Source organism: Streptomyces sp. NPDC003379 (genome assembly GCF_053589195.1).
Map to the genome: position 1 here is coordinate 53,344 of NZ_JBSFRK010000011.1, position 13,127 is coordinate 66,470.

12 protein-coding genes are annotated in these 13,127 nt (G+C 71.6%); 3 read left to right on the forward strand and 9 right to left on the reverse strand.

The features are described from left to right. Positions 1 to 18: 18 nt before the first annotated feature. Positions 19 to 918, reverse strand: coding sequence for an endonuclease/exonuclease/phosphatase family protein (locus tag ACWDVB_RS12705; RefSeq protein ID WP_451513825.1), 900 nt, complete (start codon positions 916 to 918; stop codon positions 19 to 21). A 250-nt stretch (positions 919 to 1,168) separates the two neighbouring features. Here ACWDVB_RS12705 and ACWDVB_RS12710 point away from each other — a divergent pair, with 250 nt between their 5' ends. Next, positions 1,169 to 2,461, forward strand: coding sequence for a DUF6986 family protein (locus tag ACWDVB_RS12710; protein WP_451513628.1), 1,293 nt, complete (start codon positions 1,169 to 1,171; stop codon positions 2,459 to 2,461). Positions 2,462 to 2,537: 76 nt separating this feature from the next. Beyond that, positions 2,538 to 4,283 (forward strand): protein kinase domain-containing protein, encoded by a 1,746-nt coding sequence (locus tag ACWDVB_RS12715; RefSeq protein WP_451513627.1) that lies wholly within the window; start codon positions 2,538 to 2,540, stop codon positions 4,281 to 4,283. Between the two features lie 164 nt (positions 4,284 to 4,447). Here ACWDVB_RS12715 and ACWDVB_RS12720 read toward each other — a convergent pair whose 3' ends face one another. Next, on the reverse strand, positions 4,448 to 5,488 hold the full coding sequence (locus ACWDVB_RS12720) for a LacI family DNA-binding transcriptional regulator (protein ID WP_451513824.1): 1,041 nt from the start codon (positions 5,486 to 5,488) through the stop codon (positions 4,448 to 4,450). A 174-nt stretch (positions 5,489 to 5,662) separates the two neighbouring features. Here ACWDVB_RS12720 and ACWDVB_RS12725 point away from each other — a divergent pair, with 174 nt between their 5' ends. Next, positions 5,663 to 6,631: an ROK family protein gene (locus ACWDVB_RS12725; protein WP_451513626.1), complete on the forward strand. Its 969-nt coding sequence runs from the start codon at positions 5,663 to 5,665 to the stop codon at positions 6,629 to 6,631. A gap of 673 nt (positions 6,632 to 7,304) precedes the next feature. Here the strand turns inward: ACWDVB_RS12725 and ACWDVB_RS12730 are convergent. From ACWDVB_RS12730 to ACWDVB_RS12760, 7 genes are all read right to left on the reverse strand, one after another. Continuing rightward, positions 7,305 to 9,392: an NPCBM/NEW2 domain-containing protein gene (locus tag ACWDVB_RS12730; RefSeq protein WP_451513625.1), complete on the reverse strand. Its 2,088-nt coding sequence runs from the start codon at positions 9,390 to 9,392 to the stop codon at positions 7,305 to 7,307. A gap of 127 nt (positions 9,393 to 9,519) precedes the next feature. Beyond that, complete coding sequence (locus tag ACWDVB_RS12735; RefSeq protein WP_451513624.1) at positions 9,520 to 9,987, reverse strand: NUDIX hydrolase; 468 nt, start codon at positions 9,985 to 9,987, stop codon at positions 9,520 to 9,522. A gap of 1 nt (position 9,988) precedes the next feature. Continuing rightward, positions 9,989 to 10,570 carry a DinB family protein gene (locus ACWDVB_RS12740; RefSeq protein ID WP_451513623.1) on the reverse strand — a complete coding sequence of 194 codons (582 nt, stop codon included), beginning with the start codon at positions 10,568 to 10,570 and terminating at the stop codon, positions 9,989 to 9,991. 227 nt (positions 10,571 to 10,797) lie between these two features. Then, positions 10,798 to 11,667, reverse strand: coding sequence for an alpha/beta fold hydrolase (locus tag ACWDVB_RS12745; RefSeq protein ID WP_451513622.1), 870 nt, complete (start codon positions 11,665 to 11,667; stop codon positions 10,798 to 10,800). 247 nt (positions 11,668 to 11,914) lie between these two features. Beyond that, on the reverse strand, positions 11,915 to 12,304 hold the full coding sequence (locus ACWDVB_RS12750; protein ID WP_451513621.1) for a hypothetical protein: 390 nt from the start codon (positions 12,302 to 12,304) through the stop codon (positions 11,915 to 11,917). A gap of 148 nt (positions 12,305 to 12,452) precedes the next feature. Beyond that, on the reverse strand, positions 12,453 to 12,644 hold the full coding sequence (locus ACWDVB_RS12755; protein WP_451513620.1) for a CsbD family protein: 192 nt from the start codon (positions 12,642 to 12,644) through the stop codon (positions 12,453 to 12,455). Positions 12,645 to 12,722: 78 nt separating this feature from the next. Continuing rightward, complete coding sequence (locus ACWDVB_RS12760) at positions 12,723 to 13,121, reverse strand: STAS domain-containing protein (protein WP_451513619.1); 399 nt, start codon at positions 13,119 to 13,121, stop codon at positions 12,723 to 12,725. Positions 13,122 to 13,127 lie beyond the last annotated feature (6 nt).

Sequence of the window (13,127 nt, forward strand, 5' to 3'; positions counted from 1 at the left end):
GGTGAGGGCCTCGGCGCGTCACAGCGTCAGCGTCGCCTGCACCGGCAGATGGTCGCTGGGGTACTGCCCGCCGAGCGAGAACGTGTTCATCGACGCCGTGTGGACCTGCGCCGTCGGCCTGGTCAGGACCCAGTCGATCCGGCCGCCGCCCGGGATGGGTGGCCGGTAGCCGTGGAAGGTGCCGTACGCCTTGCCCCGCACCTTCGCGGTGTCCCATGTGTCGACGAGGCCGGCGGCCAGCATGGTGGTGTAGACGGGGTTCTTGTGGGCGACCGCGTTGAAGTCGCCCGTCACGATGAGCGGCGTGGTCGCTTTGAGCTGGGCGATGCGTTCGGCCATCAGGGTCGCCGAACGCGCGCGTGCGTTCTGGCTGACGTGGTCGAAGTGCGCGTTGAGGACATACAGCTGGCTGCCCGTGACGAGGTCGAGGAAGCGCACCCAGGTGGCCATGCGGGGGGAGTTCGCGCCCCAGGTGTTGGAGGCGATGGTGTACGGGGTGTCCGAGAGCCAGAAGTGTTCGTACTCGAGCGGGGACAGTCGGCGGTTGTCGTAGAAGACGGCCATGAACTCGTCGCGGCTGCCGCCCCCGACCCCCGTGCCGACCCAGTCGTAGTCCGCGCCGAGGTCGCCCTCGATGTCCTGCAGCTGGTAGTAGAGGCCCTCCTGGGTGCCGATGATGTGCGGCTTGGCGCGCAGGAGCATCTCCTTCGTCGCCGGGCGGCGTTCGGGCCACGTGTGCGGCGGTCTGTTGCTCGCGAAGCGGACGTTGTACGACATGACCTTCAGACGCGCGTCCGGCGCCTCGGCGGCGTGCGCGGGGCCGGCGGACAGCGCCGTGCCGAGCAGGGGGAGCGCCACGGTCGCGGCCAGCGCGGTTCGCAGGCCGGCACGGCGCGTGAAGCGGGGGTCGGTCGGCACGATCGGCACACGGTCTCCTTGAATCCGGTTTCGCGCAACCTGAGCGTGGCGCGCGGGTGTGGCGGCAGTATCCGGCGACAGGCCGCTCACCGGTCCCGGGACACGCGTGAACGGCCGGGGTCGGCAACGGATGCAGGACGCGAGAGGGTGTTGACCAGCGTGAAGGTCACGGATAACTTCGCTATACGGATTGTTGATTCCGTGAAGCGGAATTGCCGGGCGCGGCACCGACTGTGTGGAGGATGCGGGAATGGGTCAGCAAGAGAAGGTGGCAACGAGCCTCGCCGGCGCGGTCAGCGAGGGCATCAGCGCTTCCCTCGCCCCCGTGGACGCGGAGCTGGAGCGCCGCTACCCCGGAGACCCCGGCACGCGCCAGCCCGTCCACACCGTGTACGTCCCCGGTGAGCAGTTCGCCGCCGACACCATCCGCACCTGGGGCGGCAAGGCCCTGGCGATGCTCGACGAGCACGCCCCGGACGCCGCCTCCTTCGCCGCGGTCCTCGGCCTGGCCGACGATCTGGCCGAGGCCGTCTACACGCGCGTACGGAGCAAGCTGGAGCGCGAGCCGATCGAGGACCTGCGCGTCGACTTCGAGGACGGCTACAAGGGCGCCGACGAGGACCAGGACGCCGCCCGCGCGGCGCGACTGATCGCCGAGGCGTACAGGAACGGCACCGCCGCCCCGTACATGGGCATCCGCATGAAGTGCATGGAGGAGGCGGTACGCGACCGCGGCATGCGCACCCTCGACGTCTTCCTGTCCGGCCTCATGGAGGCGGGCGGCCTCCCCGACGGACTCGTCCTGACGCTGCCCAAGGTCACCTACCCCGAGCAGGTCACCGCGATGGTGCGCCTCCTGGAGGAGTTCGAGAAGGCGCGCGGCCTGGAGCGGGGCCGCATCGGCTTCGAGATCCAGATCGAGACCAGCCAGTCCATCCTCGCCACCGACGGAACCGCCGCCGTGGCCCGCATGATCCAGGCCGCCGAGGGCCGCGCCACCGGCCTGCACTACGGCACCTTCGACTACAGCGCCTGCCTCGGCGTCAGCGCCGCCTACCAGGCCAGCGACCACCCGGCCGCCGACCACGCCAAGGCCGTCATGCAGGTCGCCGCCGCCGGCACGGGCGTCCGCGTCTCCGACGGCTCCACCAACGTCCTGCCCGTCGGCACCACCGAGCAGGTCCACGACGCCTGGCGGCTGCACTACGGCCTGACCCGGCGCGCCCTGGCCCGCGCCTACTACCAGGGCTGGGACATGCACCCCGGCCACATCCCCACGCGCTACGCCGCCGTCTTCGCCTTCTACCGCGAGGGCTTCGAGGCCGCCGCCAAGCGCCTGGCCGCGTACGCCGGTCACCGCGAGGGCGGCGGCGTCGCCGACGAGCCCGCCACCGCCAAGGCCCTCGCCGGCTATCTGCTGCGCGGCCTGGACTGCGGCGCCCTCGATGCGGGGGAGGTCACCCGGCTCACCGGTCTGACCCTGGCCCGTCTGCAGGGCTTCTCGGGTCCGCGCCGCGGCGACCTCACGGCCTCGGGCAAGTAGCACCCGGCACCCCACTGTCACTGCTGCCCCGTAGTCTGTACGCCACGGAAAGTGGCGTCACACGGACGGGGCAGCGGTGTTTTCGGGGGATCAGGAACAGACGGGCGAGGCGGGCAGACTCCTCGCCGGGCGCTACCGCGTGGTGGCACAGCTCGGCCGCGGCGGCATGGGCGTCGTATGGCGCGCGCTCGACGAGGTGCTGCACCGCGAGGTCGCGGTGAAGGAACTGCGTACGTACACGGACGCGGCCGGTCCGGAACTGGCCGACCTGCGTCTGCGGATGCAGCGCGAGGCCCGCGCGGCCGCCCGCGTGCGCCACCCCGGAGTCGTCGCCGTGCACGATGTGGCGGAGGTCGACGGACGGCCCCTCATCGTCATGGAGCTCGTCGACGGCCCCTCCCTGGACGACGTGCTGCGCGAGCGCGGCGCCCTCGACCCGCGCGAGGCCGCGGCCATCGGCGCCAAGGTCATGGAGGCACTCGCCGCCGCGCACCGCGTGGGCGTCCTGCACCGCGACGTGAAGCCCGGCAACATCCTCCTGGAGACCGGCGGCCGCGTCGTCCTCACCGACTTCGGCATCGCCACGATGGACGACCCCGGCGACGGCTCGGCCACACACCTCACCCGCAGCGGCGAACTGGTCGGCTCCCTGGACTACTTGGCGCCCGAGCGCGCCCAGGGCCACGACCCGGGCCCCGCCTCGGACGTCTGGGCGCTCGGCGCCACGCTGTACGCCGCGGTCGAAGGCTCCTCGCCCTTCCGCCGTACGTCGACGTGGTCCACGCTCACCGCGATCGTCGCCGACCCGCTGCCCGAGCCGCTCCGCTCCGGCCCGCTGACCCCCGTACTGCGGCAGCTCATGGACAAGGACCCCCAGGCGCGCCCCGACGCGGAGTCGGCACGGCGGCTGCTCGCCGGGGTGGCGGCCATGAGCCCCGGGGACGCGGCCGCGTTCGGGGGTGGCGGGGCCGGGCCGCGCGAGGCCACGGAGCGCAGCATCCCGAGCACGCCACCGCCGGGCTTCGGACCGCCGCCTTCGGCCGCGCAGCCTTCCCCGATGAGGCTTTCGGCGCCGCTTACCACCACGCCGCCCGTCGCCCTCGGCGAGACCCGCTCCACGCAACGTCCGCGCCGGGGCAGGGTGTTGCTCGCCGCCGTCGCCGTGGCCGTGGTCCTCGCGGCGACCGGAGCGACCGTGGCCTTCCTGAACGCAAAGGACGACAGCGGCAGCCAGGCGCGGCAGGACACCACGCCGGGAGGCCCCGGTTCCACCGAGGACGACGACAGCCGAGGCTCCCTGGGCGGTGAGTCGGAACGCCCCGAACCGGCGAAGAAGGATGACGAGAAGGCCCGCGAGCCGGACGCCGAGCGCTCCAACGACGACGGCAAGGACGACGGCGCCGACACGGCCGACCGGGACAAGGGCGAGGCCGACGACAAGGCCAAGGACAGGGACAAGCCCGCCTCCCGCCCCGACCCCACGTCCAAGCCGACCGGCTCCACGAGCAAGCCGGGCGGCGACGGTGGCTCCGCGCAGGACCCCGTCTGCCACCCCGCCGGCGGCGGCAAGTACAACTGCTCGGTGTGGCGGACCGCGGCGTCGTACACCGCCTCCGGCGCCGAGGTGGGCACCCTGAACGCGGGCACGAACTACTTCTACTGCCAACAGAACCTGGGCCGCCGTGAGACGCACGGCGAGTGGACCAACGTCTGGTGGGCGAAGACGGACGACGACAGCGGCAACACCGACGTCTTCGTCAGCGACGTCTACATCAAGGGCGGCGACAACGACAAGCCGTTGCCGGGCCTGCCCGTCTGCTGAGGGCCGCGGTCGTCAGTGCGCGGGCGGCAGTTCCGCTGACCCGCGCGTGATGTGCCGCGTGGGCAGGCGGCAACACCGACGTCTTCGTCAGTGATGTCTACATCCGGGGCGGCGACAACGACAAGCCGCTGCCGGGCCTGCCCGTCTGCTGAGGGCCGCGGTCGTCAGTGCGCGGGTGGCAGCTCCCCCGACCCGCGCGTGATGAGCCGTGTCGGCAGCTCGACCCGCTCCGGAGCCCCGGACGCGCCGTCGAGCTGCCGGAAGAGCCGCTCCGCCGCCGTCCTGCCCAGCCGCGCCGCGTCCTGCGCGACGACGGTCACGCCGGGGTTCAGGAGATCCGCCAGCTCGATGTCGTCGAAGCCCACCAGGGCGACGGGGCGGTCGAGAGCGGCCAGGACGCGGACGACCGTGACGGTCACGCGGTTGTTGCCCGCGAAGACCGCCGTGACCGGCTCGGGACCCGAGAGCATCGCCTCGGCCGCCGCCCGCACCCGCTCCGGACCGGTGACGCCCAGCGACACCCACGCCTCGTCGACGGGGATGTCCGCGTCCTCCATCGCGGCACGGTAGCCGCGCAGCCGCTCTATGGCGGTGTGGATGCGCGGCTGGTCACCGATGAAGCCGATGCGGCGGTGGCCGTGCGCGATGAGATGCGCGACGCCGTCCCGCGCGCCGCCGAAGCTGTCGGAGAGCACCACGTCGGCGTCGATCTTCCCGGCCGGGCGGTCGACGAAGACGGTCGCGACCCCGGCGGCGATCTCCGGTTCCAGATAGCGGTGGTCGTCACCGGCCGGGATGATGACGAGCCCGTCGACCCGGCGCGCGCACAGCGCCAGCACCAACTCCTGCTCGCGGTCCGGGTCCTCGGCGCTCGACCCGTTGATGAGCAGCGCCCCGTGGGCGCGGGCCACCTCCTCCACGGCGCGGCTCAGCGGGCCGTAGAACGGGTCCGCCAGATCCTCCAGGACGAGGCCGATGCTGGCGGTGCGGCCCTTGCGGAGCACGCGGGCGCTGTCGTTGCGGCGGAAGCCAAGGGCCTCGATGGCCTCCTGGACGCGGCGCTCGGTGTCGGGGGTGACCCCCGGCTCACCGTTCACGACGCGCGACACCGTCTTCAGGCCGACTCCGGCGCGGGCTGCGACATCCTTCATGGTCGGACGGTTGCCGTAGCGGTGGTCGGGTCGTCGGGCGGCGGTCTCGGCCACGGTGCGCAGTCCTGTCCTGTCGTCGTCGTCCACGGACTCTCCCGGGGCGTGGGGCCGCCCCGGGGCGTATGGGCATGTGGCGTCGAGCATAGGGCCTGGACAACGTTGTCAGAAGCGAGAGAGACTGACCTTCGCACTCTCCGGCCTGCCCTTACACCAGGAGACCAGACACAGATGCACATGGACCTCGTCGCCGCACTCGACATCGGCGGTACCAAGATCGCCGGCGCTCTGGTGGACGGGCGCGGGCGCATCCTGCTGCGCGCCCAGCGGCCCACGCCCGCGCGCGAGGACGGTGACACGGTGATGCGGGCGGTCGAGGCGGTACTGGGCGAGCTGACCGCCGGCGAGCTGTGGGGCGGGGCCACCGCCGTCGGCATCGGCAGCGCGGGCCCGGTCGACGCGTCGGCGGGCACGGTCAGCCCCGTCAACGTCCCCGGCTGGCGCGGCTATCCGCTGGTGGAGCGGGTCCGCGCGGTGACGGGCGGGCTGCCCGTCCACCTCGTCGGTGACGGCGTGGCGATGACCGCCGCCGAGCACTGGCAGGGCGCGGCCCGCGGCCACGACAACGCGCTGTGCATGGTCGTCTCGACCGGCGTCGGCGGCGGCCTCGTCCTCGGCGGCAAGCTCCACCCCGGCCCCACCGGGAACGCGGGCCACATCGGGCACATCAGCGTGGACCTCGACGGCGACCCCTGCCCGTGCGGGGCGCGCGGCTGCGTCGAGCGCATAGCCAGCGGCCCGAACATCGCCCGCCGTGCCGTGGAGGGCGGCTGGCTCCCGGGCCCCGACGGCGACACCTCGGCGGCCGCCGTGGCGAGCGCGGCCCGCGCCGGGGACCCCGTCGCGCTGGCCTCCTTCGAACGTGCCGCCCAAGCGCTGGCCGCCGGCATCGCCGCCACGGCCACGCTCGTCGAGATCGACATCGCGGTGATCGGCGGCGGAGTGGCGAAGGCGGGCGACATCCTCTTCACCCCCTTGCGCCGGGCCCTGCGCGACTACGCCACGCTCTCCTTCGTCCACCGGCTGACGGTGGCCCCCGCGCTGACAGGCACGGACGCGGGCCTGATAGGAGCAGCGGCGACGGCGCTCGGCGGGGCGTCTGGCGCGGCGGTGGGGGTGGGGTCCGTGGTGGGGGGCTGAGGCGGGGGGTGGCCGATGCGGCGGGGCGGGCTGGGTTTTCACCGCCAACCCGTGCGGCGGCCGACTGGGGCTTCCAGTGCCCGCCCTTGGGCCCGGGGGGCTTGGTGGGTCGCCGCCGGAGGGGCCGGCCGGGGTTTCGACGGCCTTTCCTCGGGCTGGCCATCGTGGCGGGCTGACCGGGGCTTCGGCCGCCTACCGTGTGGCGGGCTGACCGGGGCTTCGACCGCCTACCGCGGGGCGAGCCGACCCGGCTTCGACCGCCCACCGTGCGGCGGGGCGGCCAGGGGCTTCGACCGCCCACCGCGGGGCGGGCTCACCGGGGCTTCGGCCGCCTACCGCGGGGCGGGCTGACCGGGGCTTCGGCCGCCTACCGCGGGGCGGGCTGACCGGGGCTTCGGCCGCCTACCGCGGGGCGGGCTGACCGGGGCTTCGACCGCCCACCGTGCGGCGGGGCGGCCAGGGACTCCGAACGCCCACCGTGTGGCGGGCTGACCGGGGCTTCGGCCGCCTACCGCGGGCGCGGTCGGCCGGGGCTTCGGCTGGGCGATGTGGGCCGCGCGGTCCGTGCGTACCGTCTGTGCACGATGTGGCCGCGCGGCCTGTGCGTACCGTCTGTGCACGATGTGGCCGCGCGGCCTACGCGTACGGCCGGTGCCCCGAACCGGAGCGCGCGTCAGCAGCTGAGCGTCGCGTCGGCCCAGTCTCCGTGGTCGGCGTAGATGCCGTCGCCGCCGTCGGTGACGACCAGGCGTACGACCTGGGCGCCGCTCACGTCCGCGGAGAGCGGCTGCGCGGGCATGGCGTTGGTGAGGACGCCCGTCGACGCGGCCTTCTTGCCGTCCGCCCAGATCTCGAAGGCGACCGTGCCGTCGGTACGCGTCTCGTCGTCGATTCCCACGTCCGCGGTGACCTTCTCGCAGGCACGCCCGGCGTAGAAGCCGACGTCGCTCGCGGCGTGCGCGCCGAGCCCCTTGGCGTACACCTTGCCGCCGATGGTGATCGGCCTGCCGTCACCGGCGGCGCCCTCGCCGTTGCTGGTGTTCCGCTCCACGGGCCCCCAGCCGTTGGTCATCGACAGCCACGGCAGATCGCCGAGCGCCGAGGCGCCCGCGGGCGGTGCGACGACCACCCGCGCGGTCAGCGGCAGGACGTTCTGGGTGCGGGTGCCGGACGGGGAGCGGTACTTCGCCGCCACCTTCAGGTCGTACGTCCCAGGGGTGGCCCCCGGCGGCGCGCTGACCTGCCACGACGTGCGCAGGGTCCTACCGGGTGCGAGCGAACGGGCGGTGCTCGGCGAGGTCGCCCGGGTCCGCCAGCCGCCGGGCGCTTCGACCGAGGCGCTCACGTGGCGGGCCGGTACACGCCCGAGGTTGGTGACGGACGTGGTGAGCGGCGTGCTCTTCCCCGCCTCGAAGAGGTCATCGCCGTCGAGGCCCAGTTCGACGGCCGGCGGGTGCTCGGCCCACTTGCCGTCGGCCGATACGCGCAGCAGTACGGTGCCGTGCGCGGGGACGGTCGCCGAGATCTTGCCGGCGGTGTGGTAGCTCCTGTGCTGCCACAGGTCCCGCAGCGTGTACGCGGTGGCGTCCGGCAGGCCGACCGCCTTCGCCGTGGTGGAGACGGTCCGCGCGGTGCCGCTCTCGTTGAAGAGGGCGACGGCACGGCTGCCGTCCTTCATCTCCTTGGCGACGACCCAGCGGCCGTCCTGGGAGGAGATGACCTCTCCCTGCTTGCCCAACGGATCCTGGTCGACGGCGATGACCTCCCTGTTGCCGAGGATCTCGAAGGTCTCCGGGGAGGCCTTGCGCAGGTCGGATCCGATGAGCAGCGGCGCTGCCATGACCGACCACATCGAGAAGTGCGTGCGGTACTCGGTGTCCGTCATGCCGCCGTTGCCGACTTCAAGCATGTCGGGGTCGTTCCAGTGCCCGGGACCCGCGTACTTCGCGAGCGGCAGGTTCTGCTTCATGATCGACAGCATGGAGGCCCAGTTGTCGCTGATGTCACCGGTGGTGCGCCACAGATGTCCGACGTCCGCGGCCCATTCCCACGGCTTGTTCTCACCCCACTCGCAGATGCTGTAGACGATGGGCCTGCCGGTGCTCTCCGAGGCGGCCTTCAGCGCGTCGCGCATCGCGATGTACCGCTTCTTGGCGTCCACGCCCTGGTTGTTGCAGTTGTCGTACTTGAGATAGTCGACGCCCCACTCCGCGAACTGCCGGGCGTCGCTGCGCTCATGCCCGAGCGCGCCGGGGAACCCGGCCACGTTGCAGGTCTTCGTGCCCGCGCTGGTGTAGATACCGAGCTTGAGACCCTTGGAGTGGACGTAGTCGGCAACCGACTTGATCCCGTTCGGGAAGCGCTTGGGGTCGGGCACCAGCTTGCCGTTGGCGTCGCGCTCCGGAAGCGCCCAGCAGTCGTCGAGATTGACGTACTGATAACCGGCGTCCTTCAGCCCCTTCTCGACGAAGATGTCCGCGATCCCCTTGATCATCGCTTCGTCGAACTCGGCTCTGCAGTGCGTGGAGTTCCAGTTGTTGAAGCCCATGGGCGGAGTGTCCGCCAGGCCGTCGGGAAGCCGCACGGCAGGTTCGCCGACGGGATCGCCGACGGGATCGGTGGCGCGATCGGTGGCGGGCCGCTCGGCCGTGTCACGCGCGGAGGCGGTGGCGGGGCCGACGAGGCCACCGGCGCAGAGCAGGGCGGCGGCGAGCGCCCCGACCGCTCTCCGGCGGATGATGCGGGATGGGAGATGACGCATGGTGACGTTCCTCCGGACTCGCGGAAGATGGCGTGCTGCTGGTTGCACTACTATCCGTGGGCCGTTTCCCACCGCAAGAGTCTCTTCCGGAAACAGGGGTACGAACACAAGGCCGACGGGCGATGGCTCAGTGCCGGAGCAGGCCGCCGACCGGTACGGGAGCGACGTGGCCGGTCGCCGGAACGGTCTCTGCCAGGGCGAGGCCGATATCGAGCAGCGACGACCGGCCGAGGCGAGCGACGGCGGGGATCGGAGCCCGGACCGACTCGGCGGTCTCGCCGTTCGGCTCGGGCCGGAGTCGGCCGCCGACGGTGCGGACCTGGTAGAAGATGCCGACGTTCTGGAGCGCGGGCTTGCCCGGCGAGCGGCGCTCGGCGGCGGGTACCACCCTTGAGTCCACGCCCAGCAGGCGTTCGACGACGGCGTCGAGGCCGGTCTCCTCGGCGACCTCCCGGACCACCGCGTCGACAGGATCTTCCGCGTGCTCGACCCTGCCTCCCGGGAGGGTCCAGGTCTTTTCCCCGTCCGGTCTCACGGCGTGGGCGAGCAGCACGTGCCCGTCCTCGACGCAGACGGCGTACGCCGCCAACCGCATCTCAGGATTCGTTCGCCTGCCGGGCGGCCCGTTCGATCGTCGCGCGCCGGGCCGCCCAGAACGCGGCGTCGCCCTGCGTGTTTCCGTACGTGGCTGCCGTACCTGTGGAGCCGTCGAGCTGTTCGCGCAGGATGTCGGCGTGCCCGGCATGCCGGCCGGTCTCGGTGAGCACGTGGACCAGGATGTTGAACAGCTTCACGTCAGCCCGCGGCCACCAGGGCACATGGCCGGGCGAGTCGATGGCGAGGGCGTCGATCGTCGCGTCGGAGTGCTTCCAGACGCGACGGTAGCGGTCGACGATCTCCTCGCGCGTCTCGTGCTCGGTCGCCCAACTGTCGGCGCCGCGCCCGGCGGCGTCGTCCCACCGGGGCAGAGGCTCGGGGAACGGCCGACCGAAGACCTCGCCGAAGTATCTGGACTCCCAGAACGACAGGTGCTTGACCAGTCCGAGCAGGTTCGTTCCGGTCATGGTCAGGGGGCGACGGGTGTCGTATTCGGCTAACCCGTCGAGCTTCCACAGCATCGTCTCGCGGATCTCACGCAGGTCGTTGTGCAGATGCTCTTTCGCGAATTCATCGATCATGAGCCGTGAGCCTGCCATGCGCCGTCGATGGGCTCAACCAGTGCTTGCGAAGGCGTTGGTGTCGTTCCGCCGCCCGGCAGATCACCGCCCGGCAGATCATCGGACTGAGTGGTTCGACCGGTATGCGATCCGCTTCGAGGACACGCGGCTGCCAAGCATTGAGCACTTCAGTCAGCCGATTACGCGCTCCCGGAAGCCCAGCGGGAAGCGGTCCCAGAGAGGTTTCCTTACTCGGGCCGCCCGGCGAAGAAGCCCGCCAGGGAGGAGGCGAGCGCTTCTGGAGCCTCTTCGGCCACGTGGTGCCCGGAGTCGATGCCGTGGCCCCGTATGTCCGGTGCCCACTGCCGCCAGATCTTCACCGGGTCCCCGTACAGGTCCTCGAGGTCGTCCCGGAGCGACCAAAGAATCAATGCCGGGCACCGGACCCGTACTCCGGCGGCGCGGTCGTCCTCCTCGTGTCGCCGGTCGACGGTGAGGCCGGCCCGGTAGTCCTCCAGCATCGCCCGCACCACGTCGGGGTTCCTCATGGCCGCGCGCCACTCGTCGTGGTTCTCCTGTCCCATGCTCTGCGGATCGCCGCGGTACCAGCTGTCCGGATCGGCGTTGATGACCCGCTCGGGGATGTCCGGCTGGGCGAAGAAGAACCAGTGCCACCACTGCGTGGCGAACTCGGTCGTGATACGGGACAGGTGCTCGGTGAGGGGCAGACAGTCGATGAGCGCCACCCGCGAGACCGCATCGGGGTGATCGAGCGCGAGACGCAGCGCGACACTGCCTCCGCGGTCGTGCCCGGCGAGCGCGAACCTGGTATGGCCGAGAGAGCGCATCACCTCGACCACGTCACCGGCGACGGCCCGCTTGGAATACCCGGCGTGGTCCGCGGTAGGCGCCGGGCCGGTGGACCGGCCGTACCCCCGGAGGTCGGGACAGACCACGGTGAAACCGCGCCGGACGAGGAGAGGAGCGACGCGGTGCCAGGTCGCGGATGTCCGGGGATGGCCGTGCAACAGCACCACCGGCGGCCCCTCTCCGCCGTAGCGAACGAAGATCGATGCTTCATCGACCTCAACTCGCCTGGCCTCGAAGTCCTCGAACAAGGTCCGAACCTCCGCCCACGTTGACACACCGCCTATGGCACCCATCGGCCGAGGACACCCCTGACTCGCCGACGAGGACCACCGGGCCAACAGGCTGCGCAAGTCGGCTCTCCCCGTCGGCTAGTGCCAAACCGACGTTGCTGCCCTCTTACCCCCGCGAGCGCTGGGGACACAACCGCCTGACGAAGTGCGCCAGGCGGGCTGTGCCCACGGTGCCAATCGCCGGGCGGGAGCACTCGGACGTACGTCAGTTCAGCGGGGCGCTCACCATTCCGTGGAACTGGATCCGGGGCCAACCGCGGGATTCGACCAGCTTGTTGATGGCCTCCGCGATGTCCAGCGCCGTGACGGCCTTCCCCGACGGCGCGTGCTCGATGTCCAGGCTGAACGTCACCGTCATCGATGCGTCGACGTCGCCGATGCTGCTGTAACCCCTGAACTCGGCCCCCGGCCCCCACTCGATCGCTGAGGCCTGCTCCGCGTCGGCCGCCTGGGCGACGGGCGCCTGGGCGACGGGCGCCTGGCTCTCGGCGGCCTGTGCCGAGCCTGTCGATGCGATGACGGCGCCGGCCGCGGCCGAACCCGAATAACCCAACACGGCACGTCTGGAAACTCCGGACATGGTCCCCTCCTTCATGGCAACGGCCTCCCCCCTGGAAGCCGTTGGTGATCGTATGCGCGAAAACGCCGCCATGGGGAGATTTACCGATCACGGCGTCGCCGACAACGGCCGTGCCCCCCGCGCAGGGCGAGGGGCACGGCGGGCCGCAAGGCCGAGGACCGTTCTAGGATTGGTCCCGCTTCATCGAGTCCTTCATGCCTTTGGCCTTGTCGCGGGCGGAGTCCATGGCCTTCTTGGCGCCGCCCTTGGCCTGGTCCGTCCGGCCTTCCGCGGTGCGACGATCGTCGCCGGAGATCTTGCCGCCCATCTCCTTGGCCTTGCCCTTCATCTTGTCCATGCTGCCCTTGCCAGCCATGGCTGCTCTCCTCTGTCTTCTGTCTTTCGCCGGGGGCTTACCCGGCCAACGTAAGACGGCGGGGCGCGGCGCGCTCGCTCAAGCGTCGCGCTGTGTGACATCGCCGAGGGCGGCCAACGCCGCTCCCACGGTCGGCGCGGGGGAGAGGGTCCCGGTGAGGTTCGTGAGGCGCAGCATGCGCAGGGTCAGCGGGTGTGCGCAGACGATGCAGAGCAGGCCCCCTCTGTCACTCACCCGCCGGTGGGCCCGCATCAGCAGGGAGATGCCGGAGCAGTCGAAGAAGCCGACCTGGCTCAGGTCGACGACCATGATGGGTTCCGGCCCCGACGCCACCGCGTCGAACAACGGGACCATCCGCTGATAGGTCACGAGGTCGATCTCGCCATGCAGTTCGACCACGATCGCGCGGTCGAGCCCGTACACACGTGGTAGGACGAAGTCCTCGCACGCGTCTTCACTCACTTCGTCCTGCTGCATCAATCA